Annotated in this window: 24 protein-coding genes; 14 read left to right on the plus strand and 10 right to left on the minus strand. The window is 40.7% G+C overall.

Translation table 11 applies throughout. The features are described 5' to 3' along the window. Positions 1–111: 111 nt before the first annotated feature. Positions 112–576: a SixA phosphatase family protein gene (locus NRE15_RS11875; RefSeq protein ID WP_313793094.1), complete on the minus strand. Its 465-nt coding sequence runs from the start codon at positions 574–576 to the stop codon at positions 112–114. Next, the gene (locus tag NRE15_RS11880) at positions 551–1,477 is read right to left on the minus strand and encodes a glycerophosphodiester phosphodiesterase (RefSeq protein WP_313793095.1); all 927 of its coding nucleotides are present in this window, start codon (positions 1,475–1,477) and stop codon (positions 551–553) included. Before NRE15_RS11880 ends, NRE15_RS11875 begins: the two co-directional genes overlap by 26 nt. 207 nt (positions 1,478–1,684) lie before the next feature. Here NRE15_RS11880 and NRE15_RS11885 point away from each other — a divergent pair, with 207 nt between their 5' ends. From NRE15_RS11885 to NRE15_RS11895, 3 genes are read left to right on the plus strand one after another with little or no spacing between them, the layout of a single operon-like run. Next, the gene (locus NRE15_RS11885) at positions 1,685–1,921 is read left to right on the plus strand and encodes a hypothetical protein (RefSeq protein WP_313793096.1); all 237 of its coding nucleotides are present in this window, start codon (positions 1,685–1,687) and stop codon (positions 1,919–1,921) included. Further along, positions 1,861–2,604, plus strand: a complete 744-nt coding sequence (locus tag NRE15_RS11890) for a peptidase U32 family protein (RefSeq protein WP_313793097.1) — start codon at positions 1,861–1,863, stop codon at positions 2,602–2,604. The genes NRE15_RS11885 and NRE15_RS11890 overlap by 61 nt, the downstream gene beginning before the upstream one ends. Before the next feature lie 14 nt (positions 2,605–2,618). Continuing rightward, positions 2,619–3,908 (plus strand): peptidase U32 family protein, encoded by a 1,290-nt coding sequence (locus NRE15_RS11895; RefSeq protein WP_313793098.1) that lies wholly within the window; start codon positions 2,619–2,621, stop codon positions 3,906–3,908. A 447-nt stretch (positions 3,909–4,355) separates the two neighbouring features. On the opposite strand, the gene NRE15_RS11900 is transcribed toward NRE15_RS11895, so the two are convergent. Both NRE15_RS11900 and NRE15_RS11905 read right to left on the minus strand, forming a co-directional pair. Next, a complete protein-coding gene (locus NRE15_RS11900) occupies positions 4,356–6,239 on the minus strand; it encodes a DUF438 domain-containing protein (RefSeq protein ID WP_313793099.1) in 1,884 nt (627 codons plus the stop codon). 147 nt (positions 6,240–6,386) lie between these two features. Next, the gene (locus NRE15_RS11905; protein ID WP_313793100.1) at positions 6,387–7,037 is read right to left on the minus strand and encodes a hypothetical protein; all 651 of its coding nucleotides are present in this window, start codon (positions 7,035–7,037) and stop codon (positions 6,387–6,389) included. 176 nt (positions 7,038–7,213) lie between these two features. On the opposite strand from NRE15_RS11905, the gene NRE15_RS11910 reads away from it, so the two are divergent. Together NRE15_RS11910 and NRE15_RS11915 are read left to right on the plus strand one after the other, a co-directional pair. Then, positions 7,214–8,665: a DDE-type integrase/transposase/recombinase gene (locus NRE15_RS11910; RefSeq protein ID WP_313793101.1), complete on the plus strand. Its 1,452-nt coding sequence runs from the start codon at positions 7,214–7,216 to the stop codon at positions 8,663–8,665. Between the two features lie 544 nt (positions 8,666–9,209). Then, a complete protein-coding gene (locus NRE15_RS11915; protein ID WP_313793102.1) occupies positions 9,210–11,363 on the plus strand; it encodes a LysM peptidoglycan-binding domain-containing protein in 2,154 nt (717 codons plus the stop codon). Positions 11,364–11,905: 542 nt separating this feature from the next. Here NRE15_RS11915 and brnQ read toward each other — a convergent pair. Beyond that, positions 11,906–13,246, minus strand: a complete 1,341-nt coding sequence (brnQ, locus tag NRE15_RS11920; protein ID WP_313793103.1) for a branched-chain amino acid transport system II carrier protein — start codon at positions 13,244–13,246, stop codon at positions 11,906–11,908. Positions 13,247–13,432: 186 nt separating this feature from the next. Between brnQ and gloB the strand changes: the two genes are divergently transcribed. The 7 genes from gloB (at position 13,433) to NRE15_RS11955 (ending at position 20,205) form a co-directional block, all read left to right on the plus strand. Beyond that, positions 13,433–14,134, plus strand: a complete 702-nt coding sequence (gloB, locus tag NRE15_RS11925; RefSeq protein WP_313793104.1) for a hydroxyacylglutathione hydrolase — start codon at positions 13,433–13,435, stop codon at positions 14,132–14,134. Positions 14,135–14,527: 393 nt separating this feature from the next. Beyond that, entirely contained in the window at positions 14,528–16,030 is a 1,503-nt protein-coding gene (locus NRE15_RS11930; RefSeq protein ID WP_313793105.1) for an ABC transporter substrate-binding protein, read from the plus strand. Positions 16,031–16,050: 20 nt separating this feature from the next. Continuing rightward, complete coding sequence (locus NRE15_RS11935) at positions 16,051–17,004, plus strand: ABC transporter permease (RefSeq protein WP_313793106.1); 954 nt, start codon at positions 16,051–16,053, stop codon at positions 17,002–17,004. Then, entirely contained in the window at positions 17,001–17,843 is an 843-nt protein-coding gene (locus tag NRE15_RS11940) for an ABC transporter permease (RefSeq protein ID WP_313793107.1), read from the plus strand. Before NRE15_RS11935 ends, NRE15_RS11940 begins: the two co-directional genes overlap by 4 nt. Before the next feature lies 1 nt (position 17,844). Then, entirely contained in the window at positions 17,845–18,678 is an 834-nt protein-coding gene (locus tag NRE15_RS11945; protein WP_313793108.1) for an ABC transporter ATP-binding protein, read from the plus strand. Position 18,679: 1 nt separating this feature from the next. Then, a complete protein-coding gene (locus NRE15_RS11950; protein WP_313793109.1) occupies positions 18,680–19,468 on the plus strand; it encodes an ABC transporter ATP-binding protein in 789 nt (262 codons plus the stop codon). A 5-nt stretch (positions 19,469–19,473) separates the two neighbouring features. Next, positions 19,474–20,205, plus strand: coding sequence for an MBL fold metallo-hydrolase (locus tag NRE15_RS11955; protein ID WP_313793110.1), 732 nt, complete (start codon positions 19,474–19,476; stop codon positions 20,203–20,205). A gap of 56 nt (positions 20,206–20,261) precedes the next feature. On the opposite strand, the gene NRE15_RS11960 is transcribed toward NRE15_RS11955, so the two are convergent. The 5 genes from NRE15_RS11960 to NRE15_RS11980 all read right to left on the minus strand — a co-directional run bounded on the left by NRE15_RS11960 (position 20,262) and on the right by NRE15_RS11980 (position 23,970). Continuing rightward, positions 20,262–20,483 (minus strand): hypothetical protein, encoded by a 222-nt coding sequence (locus NRE15_RS11960; protein ID WP_313793111.1) that lies wholly within the window; start codon positions 20,481–20,483, stop codon positions 20,262–20,264. A gap of 70 nt (positions 20,484–20,553) precedes the next feature. Beyond that, the gene (locus tag NRE15_RS11965; protein WP_313793112.1) at positions 20,554–21,198 is read right to left on the minus strand and encodes an ABC transporter ATP-binding protein; all 645 of its coding nucleotides are present in this window, start codon (positions 21,196–21,198) and stop codon (positions 20,554–20,556) included. 13 nt (positions 21,199–21,211) lie between these two features. Beyond that, positions 21,212–22,063 (minus strand): hypothetical protein, encoded by an 852-nt coding sequence (locus tag NRE15_RS11970; RefSeq protein WP_313793113.1) that lies wholly within the window; start codon positions 22,061–22,063, stop codon positions 21,212–21,214. Beyond that, on the minus strand, positions 22,050–22,844 hold the full coding sequence (locus NRE15_RS11975; RefSeq protein ID WP_313793114.1) for a hypothetical protein: 795 nt from the start codon (positions 22,842–22,844) through the stop codon (positions 22,050–22,052). Before NRE15_RS11975 ends, NRE15_RS11970 begins: the two co-directional genes overlap by 14 nt. Positions 22,845–22,848: 4 nt before the next feature. After that, entirely contained in the window at positions 22,849–23,970 is a 1,122-nt protein-coding gene (locus tag NRE15_RS11980; RefSeq protein WP_313793115.1) for a hypothetical protein, read from the minus strand. A 269-nt stretch (positions 23,971–24,239) separates the two neighbouring features. On the opposite strand from NRE15_RS11980, the gene NRE15_RS11985 reads away from it, so the two are divergent. Both NRE15_RS11985 and NRE15_RS11990 read left to right on the plus strand, forming a co-directional pair. After that, the gene (locus tag NRE15_RS11985; protein ID WP_313793116.1) at positions 24,240–24,416 is read left to right on the plus strand and encodes a hypothetical protein; all 177 of its coding nucleotides are present in this window, start codon (positions 24,240–24,242) and stop codon (positions 24,414–24,416) included. After that, positions 24,376–24,714 carry a hypothetical protein gene (locus tag NRE15_RS11990; RefSeq protein WP_313793117.1) on the plus strand — a complete coding sequence of 113 codons (339 nt, stop codon included), beginning with the start codon at positions 24,376–24,378 and terminating at the stop codon, positions 24,712–24,714. The genes NRE15_RS11985 and NRE15_RS11990 overlap by 41 nt, the downstream gene beginning before the upstream one ends. Positions 24,715–24,923 lie beyond the last annotated feature (209 nt).

A 24,923-nucleotide genomic window follows, 5' to 3' on the forward strand; every position in this document is an offset into this window, starting at 1 on the left:
GTTAAGTGGAATTAACTACCCGTGCATATTCCACTTTAAATAAACAGAAAGCAAACCATTATTGAATAACAACTAACACAGTGACCCTTGGTCACCACCCCCCCCAACAACCTAAGGTTGAATCTCCCAAACAACAGTCGACTCACTCAAATCGCTACGGTTAACATTCAAACATACAAGACTAGACTTCTTAAAACGAACATCTTGGCCGGTCAGGCGTAGTGTCCAATGACTCAAAATGGGTTCATGGCCTACAACAAAAACGAACGCATCCTCAGCCGCACCGCCTAAAGCCTCTAAAAAAGCATCAAAACTTCCGCCGTAAATGAAGTCTTTAATTACCTTCTCCTCAACACCCAAAGTCTCTTGCAAAATCTCCGCTGTTTCTACAGCCCGAAAAGCGGGGCTCGACCAAATCTCAACCGTCCCAATTCCTTCACCAGTCATTTGCTCGACCAAATCCGGCATTAATTTGGCAAACTTCTTCACGCCTTTAGCAGTCAAATGCCGCTCCAAATCAGTGCTAACTTCACTGCTATCTTGAGCCGTACTATGGCGTACCAAAACTACTTTCATAATCAATCTCCTCACTTTTATTCAAAACCTTCTCCAACAACACTGGATTGTCCGTCATAATGCCATCAACACCTTTTGCAATCAAATCCAACATAGTTGCTTCATCATTCACCGTCCAATAATAGATATCTTTACCTTTGCGCCGGCTTCCTTCAATGATATTGTTTTGGGTTAGATCTAAACCAAATTGCTTAACAGGTAACTGGAAAGAATCGGCATCGGTTGTGGCTAAGCCATTCAAACGTAGCAACATTTTGACCAAATAAGCCGTAGCTTCACTCGAACCGGCGCCAATCGCCACACGGCCTTGCGACACTTCTTTGAAGCGCCGGTTAATTTTGTGGTCAAAACTACCAATGCAAACCTTGTCTTCCATGCCATATGCTTGAATCAGCCGCCACATTTCCTGAATCATCGGCTCATATAATTCCGGGCGGTTGTCGTCTTTTAGTTCAATAACAGCCTTCATATTGGGGAATGACTGGAAAATCTCTTCCACCGTTGCCAACGTCACCTTTTTACCCATAAACGGTCGCTGGCCATCTTCATCAAAAAAATTAGCTCCAGCATCAAAAGACTTCAACTCGCTAAGATCCAAATCATTAATAAAGCCCGTCCCATCAGTGATTCGGTCCACCGTCGGATCGTGACTCGCAATCAAATAGCCGTCTTTAGAAATGTGCACATCGTACTCAAACATATCCGCGCCCGCCAAATAGGATTTCAAGAAAGCCTCCAAGGTCTCTTCCGGCGCTAAAGCCGCTCCGCCACGATGGGCAATGTTTAATGGCCGCCCTGACGCATTCTCGAAAAACGGCATACGTTCCCCTTTACTTGGCCATTTATAGGCCAACAGCCAGGCCGGGGCAATCAAAGCCGTCCACTTCAGTGCTTTTTTCATTATTTAAAACCTCCATTTTTATAAATATCTCTGTCTCTCGCTAGCTCCATTTTATCATTGACACATAAAGAGTTGTAGCGAAAGGTATTAATAAGAGATATTTATTAAAAAGGGTTTTAATTTGGGGGTTTTTCAAAAATAGGATTGTTTAAATTTATAAGACGCGCTAAAATAAGGGGTGAGACTTTAGATGAAAGAGGTTGGAATATGATTGAATTGATTGCAACAATTGAATCGGTGGAGCAGGCTAAGCGAGTCCTAGAGGGCGGTGCGGATAAAATTGTGACGGGCGAAGCAGTGTTTGGACTGCGATTACCGGGACATTTGACTGACACCCAAATGGCGGAAGTGATCGCCTTTGCTCATAAAAAAGGAAAAAAGTTGTGGTGGCGGCCAACGCCATTTTACACAATGACAAAATTGCCCAAGCACGGCCGTTTTTGAAGCGGATGAAAGCCTTGGGCGCGGATCAGTTGTTGGTGGGCGACACAGGCTTGATTCAAATTATGAAAGATCCCGAATATGCCTTGCCTTACATTTATGACGCGTCGGTGTTGGTGACCAGCTCTAGCCAAATTAATTTTTGGGCTAAATACGGAGCAGTGGCGGCAGTGGTGGCGCGGGAAGTGCCATTTGTGGAATTGGAAGTGCTCGCGCAAGAAATTACCATTCCAGCTTGGGTGCAAGTGTATGGGGCGCAGTGCATTCACCAAAGTGGCCGTCCATTGTTGGAAAATTATGCTAAGTATGTGGGTAAAGTGCCGACTGATTTGAGTGAGCGCCATTTGTATTTGTCGGAGCCAGATAAGCCTGACACCCATTATAGTATCTTTTCTGATAGCCATGGCACGCATGTTTTTGCTAATAATGATGTAAATTTAATGGAACAATTAGAAGATTTGCATGGGATAGGTTTGGATAAGTGGTATTTGGATGGCTTGTTTGCAGAGGGTGACGACTTTGTTGAAATCGTTGGAGCCTTTGATAAAGCTCGACGTTTGATTGAAGCTGGTGAGTGGGGGACGGAAGTGGCTGCGGATTTGGCAGCAGCGGTTGAAGCAGCCCATCCAGCGCAACGTGGATTGGATACTGGATTTTTCCTTTATCCAGCGGACAAAGTGAAGTAGGAGGAGAATTGACAATGACCAAGCAATTGAAACGTCCTGAGTTATTAGCACCAGCAGGCACCTTAGAAAAATTAAAAACCGCCATTCATTATGGCGCAGACGCCGTCTATATCGGTGGCGATGCCTACGGCTTACGTAGCCGTGCCGGCAACTTTTCATTTGAAGATATGGCCGAAGGCGTCGCTTTCGCCCATGCCCGGGGAGCCAAAGTGTATGTGGCTGCCAATATGGTCACGCATGAACATGACCAAATTGGCGCAGGCGACTTTTTCCGCACCATTCGCGACATCGGCATTGATGCGATTATTGTGTCCGACCCTGCCTTAATGGAAATTTGCGCCATGGATGCCCCAGGTTTGGAAATGCATTTGTCCACACAACAATCCGCCGTCAATTATGAAACCTTGAATTTCTGGCAAGAAGCCGGCTTGACTCGCTGCGTTTTAGGACGTGAAGTGTCCATGCAAGAAATGATGGACATTCGTGATAACACCAGCGTTGAAATCGAAGCCTTTATTCATGGCGCCATGTGCATTTCATACTCCGGCCGCTGTACCTTGTCCAACCACATGGCTGACCGCGACGCCAACCGCGGCGGTTGTTCACAATCCTGCCGTTGGAAGTACGGCTTGTTTGATATCTTGCCTGGTGGCGAACGAGATATGCTAGATGAGGACGAAGATGGCATGAAGCTGGAGCCTTTTTCCATGAGTGCCGTGGACTTATCCATGATTGAACATATTCCTGATATTATTAACAGTGGGATCGACTCATTGAAAATTGAAGGGCGGATGAAGTCCATCCACTACGTTTCAACCGTCGTGAATGTTTACCGCAAAGCCATCGACAGCTATTTGGAAGATCCTGTAGGCTACGTTCTAGAACAAGACTGGGTCGATGAATTATGGAAGGCCGCTCAGCGCGAACTAGCGACCGGCTTCTTCTATGGCACACCAACCGAAAATGAACAACTATTCGGTGAGCGCCGCCGCATTCCACAATACCGTTTCATCGGCCAGGTCTTAGCATATGATGACGCTACTGGCATCGCCACCATCCAACAACGCAACCGCTTTGTTGTCGGCGATGAAATCGAGTTTTACGGTCCCGGCATGCGCCATCATTTGGAAACCATTGATGAAATTTGGGACGAGGACGGCATTTCCGTTGCAGCCGCCCCTCACGCCATGCAAGTCATCACTATGAAGGTTTCGCAGCCCGTGAAACCCCACGACATGATTCGCAAATCCTTGACCCGCACCAATCGCCACCGCAACCCTAAAGAAAAAACCTTAAATAAATAACACTGCAAATAGCCCCTGTCGTTGCCAGCTTGTCTTATTCGGATGAGCTGGCGTCGGCGGGGCTTTTTTAAAATAACATGAGGAGGCGTAGCGCGATTGGCTCTATTCCGCCTTTTTATAGTTTAAGGCGTAGCGTAAATTGCTCCATTCCGTCTCTTGCACTTTGAAGGCACAGCACGAAATGCTCTGCTCCGTCTCTTGCACTTTGAAGGCACAGCACGATTTGTGCTACGCCTTCAAAGTATCTTTTTGTAAGATAATGCCTGAAATTCAGGTGAATTAGCTAGTTAAATCAATAAGCTAACGCATTTTCCAAGCAGAAATGTGAATAGTTGGTATTTACTGGGATTAATGTAATTTTAAATAGTGAAAGAAGCATAGCGTCGCTAATTGCTATGCTCCACTTAACAAAATTTGATCCAGCTTCTCGAACCAATTCTCACGCTCTCATTTTTCCAAAAACGGCTTGATATCCAACACCGTTTCTAGCATGCCACGGAAGCCGCCGTCAGTGTCATACATGGCTTGGTATAACGTGTACACCAACTTGCCGTCGCCGCGTGGGAACCACATGGTTTCGTAATAGCGCTTCTTATCGCGGAAACTCTGCACTAAACCTTGCACCATCGGCCACAAATACGGCGGGTGGCACAATTCCATGTTGCGCTTGACTTGCGCAGGTGTCCGCACAAAAATCATGTCACCATAATCCACGATATTATTGTAATACTGAAACACCTCGTCGCCATCCACAAACGTGATCTCAAGGGGCACCGCATTAAAAATCGTCGTCACTTGCGATAAACTCAAGTGACCATTTCTAAACGCAATCGGTTGATTCCAATCCAAGGCATCAGCCGACTCATGACTTTCCCAAGTCAACAACAAGTCCCCACTATCAAAAGCCAACTTTTGCGTCTGCAAACTAACCGAACTACTAGCCGCCGCCACAACAGCCACTGCTTTAATCGGAACGCCTTCAAAATCGGCGAAATCCGTCAAGCCACGCTTCACCGTCGAACCCAGTCCCGCATAAGGCGCTAAATTATGCGCCAATTCGATATATCCGAGGTATATATTTGAAGGGTCTACCAGCGGAATCAGCGTCAGCTCAAAATGACCGTGCTTCATAGACTGCTTTTCACGAGTCCCACTCTTAAAACCCTTAACCCAAGTAAATACCTCTGCCTCATAAATTGTTTCCGTTGAGCGACTCAGCGTATTAAAGTCGCGCATGTAGTAGGTGCCATCCCAGTCGGCGTTGAAATTGCTGTATTGGACAATGTCGTTGGCATCCACCACCGTAATTTCCAGCGGTAAATAATCCAACAACATTGCCATTTGGTTAATGGTTAAATAGCCATCGCCGATTTGGATTTCATGATTACGATCGAAGCTGTTAGGATCAACTAACCGTTGACGAGCCCCACCAGCTTCATACGAAATCGTGAACACACCGCCATCGACAGCAATCCGTTGGGTTTCAAGGGTTGTTGCAGAGGTTATTGTTGGGGTGGGTTGCGGACGAACCTCCTCAGTCTCAACAACAGGCGGATCCCAAACTGCAGTAGGAGCAATAATCGCATAACCATACGCATCGCTTTCTTGGGCGATTTGGTGCCAGTCGTCCATAGACAAGGCGTCCAGTAAAATGTTAATCAAGATGGTTTCTTCCTTGAAAATCATTTCGTTAAATTCATACTCAAAAGCAGCGAATGTTTCGGTGATTTCCCGATAGTCCACTTCAGGGAATTTCAACATCGTCTTATATGCCTTTTTAAACAAATCTCTAATTTCATCATCTTTGGCCCACATCACTTTTGGCGGGGCGTCATGACCATATTTTTCCATGACCGGGAAGAAAAGTTTCTCCTTGCGGTCATAATGGTGCTCGTATTGGCCCAGTAAATCATATTGATGGCGTAATCCACGAATCATACCGTCTTCAATCTCTTCTTTAGGTAATTCAGCATATGCTTCGTGCAAGTTGTGTATCCGAAGAAGGGCGGAACGCAGCGCAGCGTTCTCGTCTTTGAAGACCCGCACAGGGTGTCCTTCTTTGTCCGCTTCAGGCGAATCGCCTTCAATCACTGAATTTTTGAATAAATTTGCGTGAACATTACATAACTTCAAGACATCCTCAAAAGTAAGGTCATTATCTTTGCTGTTAATCAATTGATGCTCCATCATCGAAATTTCAATGGCGCTAACGCCAGTGAAGTGTTCATTAAACTCGTCCTGGATGGATTCCGGACTTGCTCCGTCATGCAGCTTTAGCAACATGTCTTCAATAATATCAATGCGTTCTCTTTTGTTGGATGGTTCTGACATGTCTAACTCCTTTATGATATATAATACTTATATTGTAAATGTTTTTGAGTGAAAGGACAATGGTCGAGGCCACACCCTAATCCCAAAAAACAAAAAACAAGCCACCCAACATTCACTGTTGGATAGCTTGTAAAAAGGGCTATCAATTTACTTAAGCGGGATTTCCACTTCGCCGAGTTGTCCTTCAGGGCGATAGTATTGATCCACACGGATAAAGAGTGGGGACTCTTCATCGAACGGTTCAGTCATTGGTATCATCGGCGGCACCACTTCGGAATTGTCTTCCGTCATATCGTATTCATACATGTAAGGTCCATAGAGGTAATCCATGGATTTGGTTAGTCCAATGACCAAGTTAATGGTCGCACCACTTTTAATGCGTAAATTACTCGTCAATGGCCGTCTACCTTCCACTTCAGGCAAATCTGCCATATCCACGCCGACCCACAACTGATTAATCGAAATTTCGTCTTCTTGTGCAAACGTCAACATCCACATCTCATCGTAAACAATCGTAGAACCCTTAGAATCGTTGGTGTAGTCCATATCCAAAACCAAAATGTCGTTCTCAATACGAGGATTAGAAAAAGTATAGGTGGCGTTCAAAGTTTCAATCGTATAAAATCCAGCCTGGTCGGCCAAGATTTCAGCCAATTCCGCTTCTTTTTCTGCTAATTGTGTTTTAAGTTCTGAAATTTCTCCTTGAAGAACCGGGATTTGACCAGCTTCTTGGGCTAACACAGTGGCGACGTACGAAAACATAAAGAGGCTGCTCACTAACAAAATTAAACGTTTCATACTTAAACCTCCTAATCGATATCCGTAATTCAAAATTTTTTCTATAAATCTTAGTTTTTTAACTATTTTTTGCTGTTATATCAAGGAAAGCACAAAAAAACACTTGCCCCCTCCCCAATATCGGTTAAAATTGAATGTACAACCAATCAAGTTTGCCTTCAAAGGAGAAGATACAAGTGCCTGATTCAATTATAACCTATTTATTCCATATTATTAACCTTTTATGCGAAATTATTTTAGATTTATCCACTCAATTAGATAATAGCCTCGCTCACTCTAAATCCCCTGATTTGACGCCACCTGATCATTTAGATTATCAACGATTGACGGTCGATGATTTACCCATTATCAAATCCATGGATAAGAAAGATTATCGCTTATTACTTCAAGCGTATGAAGCGCTTCACGGAAAACCCTGTAAGCCGATTAAACGTCATGGTTCTAAAACTCAGGTAGATGAACACATCACCTGTCCTTGTTGTCAAGCGCCATCCATTTATTTGTATATCAATAATGGAGGAAAAGGTCAGTATAGCTGTAAAATCTGCCAAGAACGCTTTAATCAAAAGAGTCGATTCAGTAAAGAGATTGCTTTAGAATGCCCGCATTGCCAAGGTAACCTAGACTTAATCAAACACCGTGAGGGGTTTGTGATTTATAAATGTCGACATCAAGCCTGTCCTTATTATCAAGACCGTTTAAAAAAGATGACCCCGGAAGAAAAAGAACGCTTCAAACAATTTCCCTACGAGTTTAAGATGCACTATATATTTCGGGACTTTGCTTTAAACCTTTCGGATTTAGAGGACTCACCCAATATTCCAACGGTCGTTCAACTCAGTAACATTCACTGCTCGCCTAGAGCGCTTGGACTTATCCTTACTTATTGTGTCAACTATGGCCTATCGGCTGAGAAAACAGCCGCACTAATGTTTGATGTTCATGAGCTGAAAATATCGGGACAAACGATTCGTAACTACCGACGCTCTGTCGGTGCCCTTGTACAGCCTTTTACAACAAACTTTCCTTATCAATTATCTGATCAATTCTGTGGTGATGAGACTTATATTCGGGTGCAAGGTAAGTGGCATTATGTTTTCTTCTTTTTTGATGCCGTCAATAAAATTATCTTGTCCAATCGTGTCTCACCTCAACGCAACGCACAGACCGCCATTCGAGCTATTTGGGATGTTCTCAAACGCTTTGATAAGATACCTGAAAAACTCGAACTCATCGTTGATGGCAATCCCATTTATAAACTCGCTCAAGCTTTCTTTGCCCAACACGATAAACCCCTTGACATCATCCAAGTCATCGGACTTACGAACGACGATCCAGTGTCTACTGAATATCGGCCATTGAAACAAATTATCGAACGTTTGAATCGGACCTTTAAAGGCAATTATAAGCCATTAGGTGGCTTCGGCTCACAGAGTGGGTCGATTGCCCATGTGGAGCTGTTTGCGGCTTATTTTAATTTCTTAAGACCGCATTCTGCGTTAGATAAAAACAGCGTACCTGTTCAACTACCTGAACTACAACAATGTAACAATATGCCTCAAAAATGGATAAGACTGCTCAATTTAGCCGAAGACTATTTAATGGCACAACAACCGATAGGGTTTTAAACCAACTTTCGGCACCGTGAGCCCTTTAAGGAATGAATGGCTTTATCCATCTAAAAATAGGCATCGCGCACTCTTGATATTGGTTAAGCTTTCGCTTAAAATTTTCCAATCCTGAGGGCGAGCGTTAGCCTGCCTTCTTTCGTATACCTGGTCGCCCTTGAGCCAAAAGCAAGCGAAAGCTTAACCAATGTCAAGAGCTATTTTGCGTATCAACCACCCATCTAACTACCTCGAGATTTCAAAACAGCATCTATTCATGTTTTTCATAGATTATTTTGAGTTACCTCGATATCTCTGTCACAACCACATTATACTTCATTTTAACCAATTTAGATAGCGCTCACAATGCAGTATAGCTTAAGTTTTCCTTATAAAAGTTTGATAAAACCACGACTAAATTATGAATTAATTAAGGTAATATAAACCGATATATATTTGAGTTAAAAAACCAGTACTAATATTATTTTAATAATAATGAAAACCCTAACAAAAAGCCGAAAGGTATGATAAAATAGACTTATAAATAATTTTATCGGAGGATCTTATGAAAAAGAAAATGCATAAATCAAAAGGAAGGTGGGTTGTAGTTGCCGGTACACTTGCGTTTTTATACCTGCAAAGCCCACTAGCAGAAGCAGAAGAAACAATCGTAGACCAAGATGAAGCGAGTTTAATGATGACAGGTGAGGAAACGGTTTTTGAGTTGGTTGAAGAAATGATTGAAGATGTACTTGACGTGGCAGCAGATGATGAAGAAATTGCAGAAGTCGAGTCTGACGGAGATATAATTGTAGAAGAAGTTGAAATTGTTGTTGAAGAGGCAGCCGAAAGTATCCACGTAGAAGAAGTGCCAACAACGGTTTCTATGCAGACTCTGACGACCAAAAACTCAGCACAAATTCATACCGTTAAATCCGGAGAATATTTGTATTTGATTGGTCAGCGTTATGGGGTTGAAGTGCAGCAAATCAAAGATTGGAATCAATTGACATCCAATTATATCTATTCTGGGGATCGTTTGTACGTTAGTCAACCTGATAGCCATCCAAGTCAGCCACCTATCGCCATTGAGCCGCAGTATTATGTTGTAAAAACAGGGGATACTTTGTGGAGGATTGCGTCGCAAAATGCTATCACCGTCAGTCAAGTGAAGTCGTGGAATCAATTGAAGACAGATGTCATTTTTGCAGGCGACCGCTTTGTAGTATCCAACCCATGGGAAAATCCGACGGAACCTGAAGTACCAGCAGAACCTGCAGAACCGGAACTTCCTGAAGTTCCAGAGGTACCAGAGCCACCACAAGAACCAGAAAAACCCGAAGAACCAGAGCAGCCGACAGAACCCGAAGCACCCAAAGAAGAAACACCTCAACCACCCACTTATTACACCGTCAAGTCCGGTGACTATTTATGGAAGATTGCCACTCAATACGGAATTACCGTAGACCAGCTGAAAAGCTGGAACAATCTGACGAGCAATTATATTTATTCAGGGGATCGTTTGGTTGTTACAAATCCAGTTATCGTGCAACCGCCGAAAGAAAAAGAGCCGCCAACCCCAACTCCACCCCAACCTCAAGCTAAATACCACACCGTTAAATCCGGTGAATATTTATGGTTGATTGCATCGCAAAATAATATTAGTGTGGCGCAATTGAAAAGCTGGAACAATCTGACGAGTAATTATATTTATTCAGGGGATCGTTTGGTTGTTACAAATCCAGTTATCGTGCAACCGCCGAAAGAAAAAGAGCCGCCAACCCCAACTCCACCCCAACCTCAAGCTAAATACCACACCGTTAAATCCGGTGAATATTTATGGTTGATTGCATCGCAAAATAATATTAGTGTGGCGCAATTGAAAAGCTGGAACAATCTGACGAGTAATTATATTTATTCAGGGGATCGTTTGTTAGTGACGGATCCCAAACAGACGGCGCCAGCAAATCCAGAAGAGGGCTTAACTGGAAATCATGGAGCGGTTCAAGACGTATTGAACCAGTACAAAAACTCGTCAATCTATGTTTTTTATGAAAGTTTGGTCGAAGGAGATTTGCGTACGGCATCATTGAACGGAGATCGTTCAGTTTATGGGGCATCTGTACCGAAAATTGTCTTAATTGCTTATACATTGGAGCAAGTTGAGAAGGGCAATTTATCTTGGCAAACGCCGTTGACCTATACGCCAGCCATTTACAATTATGCTGAATCCTATTCATGGGGCGGTAGCGGGACCATTCAATACGAAAATTACCAAAATAAATCGTATACTTTACAAGAAGTAGTCCGCCGAACCATTGATAATTCCGACAATCTAGGCAGCAATATGTTGTTGCATTATGTGGGCTATCGCGACAAAGCCGATTTCAACCGCTTCACGCAAGAAGTCTACGGCGCCCCAAGCTACAGCCGGAATATGACCGCGCGCCAAATCAATCAAGTCATGCGCTACATTTACGACCACCCGCAACAATACGCCATGGAAGCCATGGACCAAACCGATTACGACAACACCAAACTGGACACCGTCGCAGCTAATGTCTTCCAAAAAATTGGCGCTTGGTGGCCGTATTACAATCACTCAACCGGCATCGTGGATGGCACTCGCCCCTACATCATCACCATTCTAACTGACTACTGGTCCGACTCCGCCATCGGCAACCTAGCCAAACAAATTTTCAACGCCGTCAAAGGCTAATCACCCCTCAAATAAATATCTCTGCACTAAAAATAACGGTCGTCATAGTGACGACCATTACTTTGATAGTATCCAGTTCCTACTTCACTAATAACGAAGCAATAAAAGTTGCTTCGAAATAAAAACGAAGCAATAAATGTTACTTCGAACCAAAAACGAAGCAATAAAAGTTACTTCGAACCAAAAACGAAGCAATAAAAGTTGCTTCGAACCAAAAACGAAGCAATAAAAGTTGCGTCGAAATAAAAACGAAGCAATAAAAGTTGCTTCGAAATAAAAACGAAGCAATAAAAGTTGCGTCGAAATAAAAACGAAGTAATAAAAGTTGCTTCGAACCAAAAACTAGTTAACAAATATTAACTCGAACCAAAAGAAAGCAGTATAAGCCAGGTTTAGCGTTTCATTTAAGATAAATTGATTGTCAGCACAAAGGTAAGTAGTTAGTATATCTGTAAACTATCACTAATTAAGCCGCCGAATTCCCCAACAATTCGGCAGCTTAATCCACCGCACCGCCGAAATATCATAACCCAACCACCTCATCACTCACCCAAAACCCTCTCTAACACCAACCCAACAACCAACCCAACCACAGCTGGCATAACCCATCCGAAACCATACGCATAAAACGGCAACACACGCTCAGCAAAGCCAACTAAACTCTCCACAGGTAAAAATTGGCTCAACTCCGCAGGCAACACCTTCGCCATATCGAATACCCCAGCCACAAAAGTAAATGCAGTCACTGACTGGAACACCCGACGCTTTCCATCCAAAGGCTTAACTAAATGCAAAAGAATCAACGTAATCGCCAACGGATACAACAACATCAATACTGGAATCGAATAAGAAATAATACGCTCCAAACCAATGTTAGCCACTAAAAAAGAAACCAAAGTAGCCGTAATTGTCCAACTCTTTTTGGACAAAAACCCAGGCATCAACTCAGAAAAAGCTTCAGCTAAAGCCACCACTAAACCAATCGCCGTTTTCAAACAAGCCACAATCATAACCGCTGCTAAAATCACTTGGCCAAATAATCCAAAATAATGTTGCGTAATTATCGACAAAGCAACGCCACCATTAGGCGAAACCTCAGTAAAATTCAAACTTTGTGTCCCTAACAACTCCAAACAAGCATAAACAAACCCCATCGCAACCAAACTTATGACGCCACTCACGACCAATTCATGAGCCACTTTCCCAGATGACCTAACCCCAAATTGCTTAATCGACTGAATCGCTAATATCCCAAAAGCTAAACTAGCCAACACATCCATAGTGTTATAACCCTCAAGAAAACCAACCGAAAAAGCCTCAGTCGACGACACAAACTGCGACGAATCCTCCGTAATCAACGGAAACCCCGACGTAAAAGCCCGTACCACAATCACAGCCAACAACACCAAAAAGGTCGGATTTAAATAAATCCCCACCCAATCCAACAAGCCGCTTGGCCTTAAAGCAAAGTACAAAACTGCTAAAAAGAAAAGAGAGCTATAAATCAACAAAGCAATTTGTACATATTCCGCAGGCAAAGCCGTCGCAATCCCCACTTCAAACGACACCGTCGCCGTCCGCGGCGTCGCAAACAATGGCCCAATCGTTAAGTAGAGCGCAATCGTAAAAAAGTATGCATAAGGTATTGACACATGCTTAGCCATATCAATAACTGATTCACTCTCCGATAAACCCAAAGCCACAATCCCCAACAAAGGCAATCCCACCGCCGTAATATTAAACCCCAACATGGACGGCGTGTAATGCCCACCTGCCACCTGCCCCAGCGAAATCGGGAAAATCAAATTCCCCGCCCCAAACAACAAGCCAAAAATCAAAGATGCTACCACTAATCTATTTTTTATCGTTAATTTCTCATTCATCATCCATACCAACTTTTCTTCAATCTCATTCCCCTAGTGTAAAATTTAATCCCCCCAGATGCAAGAAATTCTTTTAAATAAATATCTCCGCCTATCACAAACCTGCTTCTCAATCAAGCTAATTCCAATAAATTTACGCATCAATTTGGTATAATAAACCTAAGTCAATAAAAGGAGTGAAACAAAATGAACGTAACACCAATAAAAGCCTTTAGCGATAACTACATTTGGGTAATCGAAGAAGGCGAGGAGACCATTATTGTTGATCCAGGTGAAGCACAAGGCGTGCTAGATTATTTTGCTAACAACAGCCAAAAACTAACCGCCATTTTACTCACCCATGCCCACGATGACCATACCGGAGGCGTCAAAGAAATCCTAAAACACTACCCTGACACACCAGTCTATGGTCCGCAAGAAACCGAAGATATAGCAACCGAAATCTTAAAAGAAGGCGACACCATCAACCTTTTAAACCAAGATTTCAATATCATCCTAACAGCAGGCCACACCGCCGGTCACATATCCTATGTAACCGACAACGCGCTCTTTTGCGGCGATGCCCTGTTTGCTGCCGGCTGTGGCCGCGTCTTTACACAAGATTACCAAGCTCAATTCGATGCTCTGCAAAAATTTAAAGCCTTACCCGACACCACCCTGGTATATCCCGCCCATGAATACACCGTCACAAACCTGAAATTTGCCCGCACCATCCAACCATCCAACGGCAACCTCATCGATGCCCTAGTCAAAACCGAGCGCCTCACCTCCACAGGCTTTCCAAGCCTCCCAACCACCATCGGCTTCGAGCGCCTAATCAACCTCTTCATGCAAGCCGACACCGTCGAAGCCTTTAAAAAACTCCGCCTCGCCCGAGACAAATTCTAATACTTATCACAGCCTACACACCACAATCACAATGGTATGTAGGCTTTTTCTCTAGATTTATAACCAAATTTCAACGATTTATTGCATGAAATCTCATAAAACTGTGGAGAAGGCACAGCAGAAATCGCTCTGTGCCTCCTTTTATCAGTTGAAGGCGTAGCACAATTTGCTCTAAACCTCCTCATGCAAGTTGAAGGCACAGCGCAATTTACGCTACACCCTAAATCCTCACTCATTCTTACCACACCACTATTTATTTCCATAACCCCCACAAAACAATGTTTATTAAGAAATAAAACCTATTCCACAGAAAAAATTTACACGAACTTAACGTAAGATTTACAAAACAAGAGTATACTAAAGCAAGAATGACAATCAAACGGAGGTTTTAGAATGAAGAAGAGCTTACTATTATTAGCAAGTTTAGCTTTAATGCTGACTGCAAGCATCGTACCAACTGCTACAACCATTAGTGCACAAGAAGAAAATACGGATGAATTGAATTTCGCGATTTCAGTTGACCCAGATGGACTGGATCCACAACGGACAACCGCTGCATCAACCTTCCAAGTCACTAACAATATTTATGACACATTAGTTAAAGTCACTCCAGAAGGTGAATATATCCCTGGATTAGCTGAATCATGGGAAGTAAGTGAAGATGGTTTAACCGTTACATTCCAACTCGTTTCAGATATCGCGTTCCATAACGGCACACCATTCAATGCCGATGCTGTATTAGCTTCATTCGAACGTTTACAAGGTGAAGGCTCACCACGTGCTAACGACTATGCCAACATCACAAACATTGAAGTCGTATCAGATACAGAAATCACATTCACGACTGAAACCCTTGACGTAGAATTAATTTCAAAATTCGCTTACCCATGGGCTGCGATTGTTGAAGCCTCTGTTGGTGATGATTTATCAAGCAATCCAGTCGGAACAGGCTCTTACAAAATGGTTAATTGGGTTCCTCAAGAAATCTTAGTCTTAGAAGCAAACGAAGACGGCTTGAAAGATCCAGCCATTACAACCATCAACTTACAAACTATCCCTGATGCACAAGCACGTATCTTAGCACTTCAATCAGGTGAAGTAGACATTATGAGCATTTCAGGTGACCAAGTGCCTCTAGTTGAATCATTAGAAGGCTACAAAATCAATGAAAACCCAATGAACTCACTACAATTATTAGCGATGAACTTGCAAAATGAAAACTTAGCCGTACCAGAAGTTCGCCAAGCTATTAACCTTGTCGTAGACAAAGATGGCCTTATCAACAACGTATGGTACGGTTACGGTACGAAAATTGGTTCACATTATCCACCAGTCCTAAAAGAATTCGTGGATCACTCAGACCAATATGCATACAACGTTGAAGAAGCCCAAGCCCTAATGGAAGAAGCCGGCTATGCTGATGGCTTTACCTTAGACATGTACTTACCAAGCGACTACCAAGCCTACGTTGATGCCGGTCAAATCATTGCTCAAGAACTCCAACAAATAAATATTACTGCGAATATCGAAATCGTGGAATGGGCATTTTGGTTAGAAAGTGTTTATACAGGACGTAACTATGACATGACAGTTATGGGACACACTGGACGTTTGGATGCTTACCAATGGTTAGCACGTTACCATACAGACAGTCCTGAAAACTACTTCAACTACAGCAATGCTCGCGTGGATGAAATCTTAGAAACAGCACCACAAACACAAGATGAAGCAGAAAGAACAGCTATGTACCAAGAATTACAAGCTATTTTAGCTGAAGAAGTGCCTGCTTTATACATCCAATCACCAACAGCGATGATGATTATGGATGAAAGTTTACAAGGATTCACACAATATCCAATTGATATTTACGAATACGCTGATTTAGTATACGAATAAAACAAAAGGACAATTAAACTATGGCAATTTATACGATAAAACGAATATTACAAGGTCTACTTGTCATCTTTATCGTATCCATTATCACTTTCTTAGTTTTAAAGGTAATCCCATCGGATCCCGCGGCACTTATCCTAGGGACTGATGCCACACCAGAAAGTTTAGCTGCCTTACGAGAATCAATGGGTCTAAATGATCCATTGATTTTTCAATATGGGGAATGGATAGTGAATACATTAAAAGGTGATTTAGGTAGAAGTTATTATTTTGGACAAGAGGTTAGTCAGCTAATCGGTGAACGTTTACCAGTAACGATTACGTTAGCAATCATTTCGACAGTAGTAAGTTTTATTATCGCACTTATTTTAGGAATTATTGCAGCCATTAATAAATTTACTTGGGTAGACTATTTAATTCGGTTGACGACACAAATAACCGCTGCCATGCCAACCTTTTGGGTGGGGATGATTGCCTTAACCTACTTAGCCGCACGCTGGGGTTGGTTCCCCGTAGCCGGACGCTTTGATCTAGGCGCTGATTTTTGGGGGAGCATTCGTTCCATCATCCTTCCTTCATTAGTCTTAGCTATTTCACAAGTCGGTTCACTTATCAGACAAGTGAGAACCGCCATGATGAACGCCCTCAGTTCCGAATACATGATTGCAACAAACGTAAAAGGGCTAAGTCGCTTCAGAGCAATTTTCGTCTATGCCTTGCGCTCAGCCATTATGACACCTGTGACGGTGGCAGCCTTGCAATTTGCAGGATTATTCGGCGGGACGGCTGTGATTGAAACCGTCTTTTCACTTGCTGGACTGGGGCGTCTGCTCGTCGTGAGCGTCGAACAACGTGATATGGTACTCCTACAAGGCATTATATTATTCATTACATCGGTGGTTATCATGATTTCAGTGCTGACCGATATTTTCTATGCTTTAGTTAATAAAACCATCAAATTGGAGGGAAATGCATGAGTCAAGTACAGATACAGTCATCCGTTAAAAAATACGGCATTAAATTTTCCCTCTATATCGGTATTTTCTTTATCCTTATTTTCTTAGCCTTGTTCCTCCTATCCTTTGTCTACCCAAACGATCCCACAGAATTTGATATGACCAACCGCTTTGCCATGCCAAGTCGCGACCGCCTTTTAGGAACCGACCAATTTGGACGCGATGTATTAGCGCGTGTCATGCATTCGATGCGGTCTGTTTTTACGGTTGGCATTGGCTCAGTGACCGTTGGAATGGTGATCGGGACAGCCATCGGTACCATTGCAGGCGCTAGCCCGCAATGGCTTGAACGGATTTTGATGAGCATCATCGACGGACTGATTGCTTTTCCAGGAGTACTCTTAGCCATGCTGATTGTCTTTTTAGTTGGCCGCGGTTCACTGAACACCATCTTAGCTATTGGGATTATGATGATTCCAGTGTTCGCTCGTCTGGCTTATTCAACCATGTTGGAGCACCAATCCAAATTGTATATTAAAGCGGCGGTCAGCTATGGTCTCAGCAAGCCTAAAATCATTTGGAATCATATTTTTCCAGCCTTATTGCCCAAAATCATTACCCAATTTACCTCCAGTGTGGCCGGTGCTATTACCATCGAGTCATCCCTATCCTTTCTAGGTTTGGGAATTCAGCCGCCTGATGCCTCGTTAGGCTTGATGTTACGCGAAGCACAGCAACATGTTTTATTGTATCCTTTTCAAATTATGCCAGCGGGTATTGCTTTAATTATCGTCGTGCTCGGCTTTATTTTTGTGGGTGACGCCCTTAACGACAAACTGACCACGAGACGAGGTGTTTAGTATGACAAAAACCATTGAAATCAACCAACTAAATATCTCTGATACAAACGGTAAGCCAATTTTAAAAGACGTTAGCTTTTCAATCCCTAAAGGTGCTTCTGTCGGTATTGTCGGTGAATCAGGTTCAGGTAAGAGCATAACCATGAAATTTCTCTTAGGGCAATTACCGCCAACCTTGAATGCATCTTATCAAGGGTTAAATCTATTAGGGTCTGATCCTTATCAACTATCAGATCAAGAACGGCGGCAATTAATTGGACGCAATGTCGGCTACATTCCGCAAAATACCGTCGAGTACTTGCATCCATTAATTAAAATACAAACACAATTAATCGACGGTTACTTGACACATAAGCTTGGAACGAAGGCAGAAGCTATACAAAAAGCCATCCAATTATTAGAGTATGTCGAAATTACCGATCCACAACGCGTTTTACAAGCCTTACCGCAAGAGTTGAGTGGTGGGATGCGTCAACGGGTTAATATTGCTTTGGCGATGATGTGTGATCCGGAGCTAATCATTGCGGATGAACCCACGACTGCTCTCGATGCCGAAGTGCAATATCAAGTCATGCAATTGTTGAAGCAACTCCATGAAGAAACCCAAAATACCATGGTGATTATTTCACACGATATGTCTTTGATTAAAGCGTATTGTGATTATGTCATTGTGATTTATAATGGGGTTATTCAAGAAATAGGGGCAACACAGGAGATATTTATTCGGCCACAAGCAGAATACACGCAGGCGCTCTTGTCTGTGATTTTGCGACTGGATCAAGATCCCAATGAAGCATTAAAAGATATTTCGTATTATTATAAAAAGGGGGAGTAAGATGTTATTACAAGCTGAAAATATCGTTAAAACTTTCCCCAAGAAGAATAGTGGCTTATTTAAAAAGGAGTCCTTAATTGCCGTTAATCATGTATCCCTTGAGATTAAAGCTGATACAACCATTGGTTTAGTGGGTGAAAGTGGTAGTGGAAAATCCACTTTAGGCGAAGTCTTAGGCGATTTGCAGAAGCCAAGTAGCGGCGTTATTTATTATAAGGGAAGGGATATTCGTCAGTTAAAAGGGGCGGACTATCAAGCTTTCCGGCGGAATGTGCAGTTTATTTTTCAGAATCCGCAGGGGTCGATGAATCCTTATTATAAGATTAAGCAAGTGCTGTTGGAGCCGCTAAAGGCTTTGAGTGAGCATTATGATGAGGCGGAGGCTTTGGTGAAGGTGGAGCAAATGATGGAGGATGTGGGTTTGGATGCCAGCTATTTGGACCGTTATCCGTCGGAATTGAGTGGGGGTCAAAGTCAACGGGTGGCGATTGGACGTGCATTGCTGTTGAATCCTGAGATTATCATTTGCGATGAGTGTGTGTCAGCTTTGGATGTGTCAGTGCAGGCACAGATTTTAAACTTGTTGAAACGGATGCAGAAGTTGTATCATACCAGTTATTTGTTCATTTCACATGATATTGCGACGGTGAAGTATATGTCCGATGAAGTGATTGTGATGTTTCGTGGGGATGTCGTGGAGCATGGAACGACGGCAGAGGTTTTGGACGATCCCAAGAATGACTATACCAAGAAATTATTGAAATATGTGCGTTTGAAGAATGGGGAGTAGAAGAAATGGAATTAACGGTTATTGGTTATCATGGGGGTAGTGCACCGGCAGATCATGCAACGTCGTCATACTTGTTAAAGGTGGATGGCTTTCAATTGTTGCTGGATTGTGGGGCGGGAACGATGAGCCAATTACAAAAAGTGGCAGACATTGACCAGATTGACCATGTGTTGATTACGCATTATCATTACGATCATTTTAGTGATGGCGGTGCTTTTGTGTATAATCGGTTGGTAAAGAAGATGCTAAATCCTGCTTTGAATCCTTTGACCATTTTTACGCAAGAAGATGGTGTTATTAGTCCAACTTTGAAGATGGGGGAGAATAGTCAGTTAGTTTATATTGATGAAGATTCGCAGTTATCATTAGAAGGTATGAGCATTCGATTTATGGTAACCACTCATCCAGTGAAGTGTTTGGCAGTCAGGATTGAAAAGGACGCAAAGGTTTTGGTTTACACCGCGGATTCTTCTTTAACGGCTGAGTTGATTGAATTTAGCATGGGAGCTGATTTGTTAGTGACTGAGTGCAGTTTGTATTCTGGTTACAGTGGTGCTAAGTCAGGACATATGAATACGGAAGAAGTCGCTGAGTTGATTAATAGAAGTGGCGCTAAGAAGACGATTTTATCGCATTTACCGATTTACGGTGATCATCAAGTCATGTTAGAGACGGTGAAAGGTTTAACGGACAAAGAAGTGGTTTTGGCTGAGAAGTTTTTGACGGTGGAAATATAGTATTATAAAACGGCGGATGCCATTCTAAATGAATGATATCTGCCGTTTGATTTTTTTCAAAAAATTAGACCACTCTTTGCTAAAAACATTAATAGCATCAACAATAAATAGACGACATAGCGTGTCATTAATTCGCTTTTACTATTTTCTCTCTCCCATAAATAATAGGAAGCAACAGCCAGAAATACAGCATGTTCAATGTTAATGTAGTTTAAAAGATAGAGTAAGAAGGTTAGAATTAGTAGTAATGTAGGGATAATCAATTTTGTGGATTTCATATAAATATCTCCTTTCAAACCTTAAAATCTTGAAAACTTGTGCTGGGATTGAGATGATTTCTGTTGAATATTATCTTGACGCAATAATCTTCCCATGATCCATTTCAATCACCGTATCACATAAAATCTCGATGTCTTCTTTACTATGACTAGCTAAAATAATGGTTTTGCCTTCAGATTTAAGTTTTAAAAATAACTCTCGCATCTCATTCACACCACGATTATCTAAACCGTTCATAGGTTCGTCTAAAATTAATATCGATTGATTTTCCATAATCGCTTGTGCAATACCTAATCGTTGTCTCATACCCATAGAGTATTTGCCGACTTTTTTCTTGGCGGCTGCGGTTAAACCAACTGTTTCTAGAACTTGATTAATTTCTTCAGCGCCTATGACATTTCGTATGGAAGCTAAATATTTTAAATTACTATAGCCATCAAAAGCAGGTAAAAAGCCAGGGGATTCAATGATGATGCCGATATCTTCCAATTTTTTATCTGTGCGAGTTGTCATTAACTCGCCATCAATTTTGATTTCGCCTTTATCGGGACGAATAAAGCCACAGATAGATTTCATTAAAATAGTTTTTCCTGCGCCATTTCTACCAATGATTCCATGGATTTGTCCTTTATTAAAATGACAACTAACATCATCTAAAATAGTTGTTTTTCCAAAGCTCTTTGATAAATTGATTACTTCAATTGCTGGAACCATAATCTCCTCCTTACTATTCTGCATGTAATTCATTCAGTTCCATCTTCTTACTTAGCCAAAATATTAGCGTAATCAAAGTAGTTATTATTAGACTAATCATCACCATAATTTGAGTGAAATTGGGAAGTCCTCTCGCTCCATCAATACGAATAGCACTTAAAGTCGCCCATGAAACAGGAGAAAACCAAAGTAGTAGCCCACGTGACCAAATTATTACATCAAATAATACCATACTTGATGTAATAATTATCCCCAAAACAGACTTTTTACTGACCACATTAATCACAAACATCAACATTCCAAGTATACTTCCTATTAAACTTGAAAGTAGGTAAGAATAAAACATAGCTTGTAATGGAGAAAAATAATCAAGAATATGACGTTTGAACGGAATTATAACACCAAAATTATCACCAGCATTTGTCTTACTCAATGTGGTAATCGCATCTCCCCATTGTAAATCAAAGGTTACATTTGGAATTAGCATAAGGATTGTGAGTATAATAATTATGAAAAAGTATATAAAACTCGCAAATAATATATATAGTATTTGACCACTAGCCCAAGAAAGTCGACCTGCTCGTAACACAACATACAATTGATTTTTATCAATAAAGGGAGCATCGCTAAATAGAAAAATTAAGGGCAAAAATAACAAAAGCTTTTGAGATCGCCATTCAAGCAGAAAAGGGAAAACCCATGGTGTAATGGGGATATCAACAGAATTTAGAAAGTCGATTAAATTTGTTAGATTCGCATGTATAAAGATGACCAATAAGATACCAATCATTATAATACGTAAACTACTCCGCCATTTTTTTATATTAAGCCAAGCAATTCGGCTTACTTTCTTAAAGTAATTCATTGCTTAACCTCCTTATAACCATTCGATAGAATTCCCAGCCGACGATTAATATTAGTATGATATAGTAAACTATAAAGTAAACAAAGTGAGGCCAAAAACCACTATCTGGAAATACCACACGCGACCTTGATACAACATCCTCTTGTAACATTCTCGGGAGTAAAAAACTACTAAATGATACAAAATAATTCACAATAAATGGACTAACATAAGCAACGAATTTATTTGGAATTAAAGTTGAAACAAATAACCCTACTATTGTCCAAAAGCCGGCTGATAAGGAATAGATAATGATTCGAGCTATAGTATAAGATGCCGGAAAGCTAGTATATGCCAATTCAGAATAGGGTGGATATACTTGATATTCAATGGGATGACCTTCATTTAATAGAGGATAATATATAAATGCAATGCCAAAGAAAATCATACAACCAATGAATGTAATTCCAAAAGAAGTAATGAAGGCAAAAAAGAGTCTGATAATTGAATACTCTTTTGTCCCAGAACGCATGGCAATATTGTATAAATAACGAAACTCCCAATCCTCAACAAAACTTGAAACAACAGGAAAAGATGCAACGATCAAGATGAGTTGTGTTGGAAAAAGCGAAAAAATCGATCGTTCGACTAGATAGGTTGCATTGATACCAGACATAATATATTCGTTTGCTGATACGCCTAATGTAGCGATTACACCTACAATTGCTAAAACAATTTTATAGTTTAACACAAAGCGTTTAAAATCTGCTTTAAATAGCTGAAAAGAATTAATGCTAATCACCTTCTTATTTAATTCTTGAACCATCAATTACAGAGTACAAATCAATACTCATACCTTGTCCAATCTTCTCACCATCATGATATTGAGTAGTATTCACGATCCAGTAGGGCTCAATATTAAATGTAAAATCTTCAATTTCGGTTGGGATTTCTTCCATAATTGGCAAATATTGTAGTGCAATTTCATTGACGACTACATTTCCTAAACCTATGATTCCACTGTACTCATTAATAAGGACATCTTTCAGCTGATTCATCGTCATAATTGATATGAATTCATTTTCATAGTTTCCATTTATTTGATATAAGCCTGTCATTTTTAAATAGACTAGACCTTCCTCATGAAAAATTCCAATCGCTTTCGATCCATTAAATCCGTATAAAGTTTCTTCAGTATATCCAGTTGTAGCTAGTGAGGCTCCTCCGAGAGTTAGTGGGTATTCAATTACATATACTTGATCACCAGTTTCAAATTCAGAAATATTAGAGTTTTCTCTTATAAGAAATATTTCATCATTATAAGCAATTAAATCAGAGTCAGTTAGTGCCGCAATTTTAGGTGTGTTTAAATGTTCAATGCCTAATTGATCTAAAATATACTTCATTGATTGGATAACACTTTCACTAGGATTATTTTCCAATTCCTTAAATTCATATAAATCAAAAAAATTGTTACCCACAAACTCACCATCTATAGATAATACTTGATTATATGCTTTTGTTAGGAATTTATGGTTATAAAATGAAAAATCTATATAGTCAAAAGTTAATATATCTCCCATTTCATTTTCCCATCGTTCAGACCATCCTTCGTCAACAGTCTGATATAAAGGACTAGTAGCATACGTATTAAATAAATTGACAACTTCATCACTTTCAAATTCAAGTGGTTTTGCTGGAACAGATGCTAGATATGGACCTTCAGGTATATAAAGGTCAGCATCAAAGGTCACAACATCTGAGGAATCATCTATGAATTTATTTTCATTTTCACTATTTGAGTCTTCGATAATCGAAATAGTACCATTTTCTGAATTATTGGATAAATTCCTTTGTTCGGTTGGAAAGCAAGCAGATAAGGTAATTGTAATGGTACCAATAATTATTGTTTTAAAATGTTTTTTCATGTATACGTTACCCTCTATATAAAATTTAAGCAATACTCTAAAAAATCTAGAGTATTGCTAGTTAGTTAAATTTCTACTTTATTTTGGCTATAGTTCAACGATTGATTTACGACAGCCGATTTTATAAAAAGTATGCATACTGTTTTATGACTATAGCATACAGTCAATTTAAACCGTTTGCAATAGGTAAAAGCGGTAAAATCAACCATAACTCTATTCACTTAATTAAATTATGATATAATTGTAAATAAAGATAAGAGACATGGGGGATGGCTTTGAAAGACAATAATATTAATTCCAAACTAATTTTATTTGAGCAGAAATTAATGAAAAGTACGCAAAAGGAACAACTTAATCAGTTGATTAAATTTTCTACACCTAAAATTGATGATTGGATGTCTAAATATGAAAAAGAAATTGAGGAGTACCTTTCAGAAATATATTAACTTCTTGAAAGATGAACTAATCAATATTGATGACCTTGCATTAAGTTTGTTTATAAACGATCTAATCAAAGAAGATATAAATAAGTTATCAGTTGATGATTTTAGTATAGGAATGATATTTATCATCCTATTTGATTATGAATTGGCTCATGGAGAAACAACGTTTCGTTATGCCGCAAATATTGAGTTGATTTTCTGGGCGAGTAATGGGCTAGATGATTATCTTGATCAGGATAGACCTCAAGTAGAATATAGTCCCGATAGTGTATTATCACTTCAAAATATCATATTTTCATAAATAAAAAATTTATCTGAAATACAGAATTTTAATAGTGACATTCAATTTGATAAAGTTCAATTATTTCTTTCAGATTCAATTAATAGTCAACTTATTGATTACTATAGGAAACCTTTTATTATTGAAAATGTTGACCAATTTATTCTTCAAAGCACTAAAAAAAGTGTCTCCTTATTTCAATTAGTTTGTTATTTAGCTGTTCCAAACGA

Source organism: Fundicoccus culcitae (genome assembly GCF_024661895.1).
Lineage (GTDB): Bacteria > Bacillota > Bacilli > Lactobacillales > Aerococcaceae > Fundicoccus_A > Fundicoccus_A culcitae.

Excerpts from the sequence above, each read along its gene's own strand:
- NRE15_RS11955 (WP_313793110.1), top strand. The coding sequence starts at position 19,474 with ATGGAATTAACGGTTATTGGTTATCATGGGGGTAGTGCACCGGCAGAT.
- NRE15_RS11985 (WP_313793116.1), top strand. The coding sequence starts at position 24,240 with ATGGCTTTGAAAGACAATAATATTAATTCCAAACTAATTTTATTTGAG.
- NRE15_RS11895 (WP_313793098.1), top strand. The coding sequence starts at position 2,619 with ATGACCAAGCAATTGAAACGTCCTGAGTTATTAGCACCAGCAGGCACC.
- NRE15_RS11945 (WP_313793108.1), top strand. The coding sequence starts at position 17,845 with ATGACAAAAACCATTGAAATCAACCAACTAAATATCTCTGATACAAAC.
- NRE15_RS11900 (WP_313793099.1), bottom strand. The coding sequence starts at position 6,239 with ATGTCAGAACCATCCAACAAAAGAGAACGCATTGATATTATTGAAGAC.
- NRE15_RS11935 (WP_313793106.1), top strand. The coding sequence starts at position 16,051 with ATGGCAATTTATACGATAAAACGAATATTACAAGGTCTACTTGTCATC.
- NRE15_RS11970 (WP_313793113.1), bottom strand. The coding sequence starts at position 22,063 with ATGAATTACTTTAAGAAAGTAAGCCGAATTGCTTGGCTTAATATAAAA.
- NRE15_RS11880 (WP_313793095.1), bottom strand. The coding sequence starts at position 1,477 with ATGAAAAAAGCACTGAAGTGGACGGCTTTGATTGCCCCGGCCTGGCTG.
- NRE15_RS11905 (WP_313793100.1), bottom strand. The coding sequence starts at position 7,037 with ATGAAACGTTTAATTTTGTTAGTGAGCAGCCTCTTTATGTTTTCGTAC.
- brnQ (WP_313793103.1), bottom strand. The coding sequence starts at position 13,246 with ATGAATGAGAAATTAACGATAAAAAATAGATTAGTGGTAGCATCTTTG.
- NRE15_RS11960 (WP_313793111.1), bottom strand. The coding sequence starts at position 20,483 with ATGAAATCCACAAAATTGATTATCCCTACATTACTACTAATTCTAACC.
- NRE15_RS11965 (WP_313793112.1), bottom strand. The coding sequence starts at position 21,198 with ATGGTTCCAGCAATTGAAGTAATCAATTTATCAAAGAGCTTTGGAAAA.
- NRE15_RS11885 (WP_313793096.1), top strand. The coding sequence starts at position 1,685 with ATGATTGAATTGATTGCAACAATTGAATCGGTGGAGCAGGCTAAGCGA.
- NRE15_RS11875 (WP_313793094.1), bottom strand. The coding sequence starts at position 576 with ATGAAAGTAGTTTTGGTACGCCATAGTACGGCTCAAGATAGCAGTGAA.
- NRE15_RS11990 (WP_313793117.1), top strand. The coding sequence starts at position 24,376 with ATGAAAAAGAAATTGAGGAGTACCTTTCAGAAATATATTAACTTCTTG.
- NRE15_RS11950 (WP_313793109.1), top strand. The coding sequence starts at position 18,680 with ATGTTATTACAAGCTGAAAATATCGTTAAAACTTTCCCCAAGAAGAAT.
- gloB (WP_313793104.1), top strand. The coding sequence starts at position 13,433 with ATGAACGTAACACCAATAAAAGCCTTTAGCGATAACTACATTTGGGTA.
- NRE15_RS11930 (WP_313793105.1), top strand. The coding sequence starts at position 14,528 with ATGAAGAAGAGCTTACTATTATTAGCAAGTTTAGCTTTAATGCTGACT.
- NRE15_RS11915 (WP_313793102.1), top strand. The coding sequence starts at position 9,210 with ATGAAAAAGAAAATGCATAAATCAAAAGGAAGGTGGGTTGTAGTTGCC.
- NRE15_RS11940 (WP_313793107.1), top strand. The coding sequence starts at position 17,001 with ATGAGTCAAGTACAGATACAGTCATCCGTTAAAAAATACGGCATTAAA.
- NRE15_RS11980 (WP_313793115.1), bottom strand. The coding sequence starts at position 23,970 with ATGAAAAAACATTTTAAAACAATAATTATTGGTACCATTACAATTACC.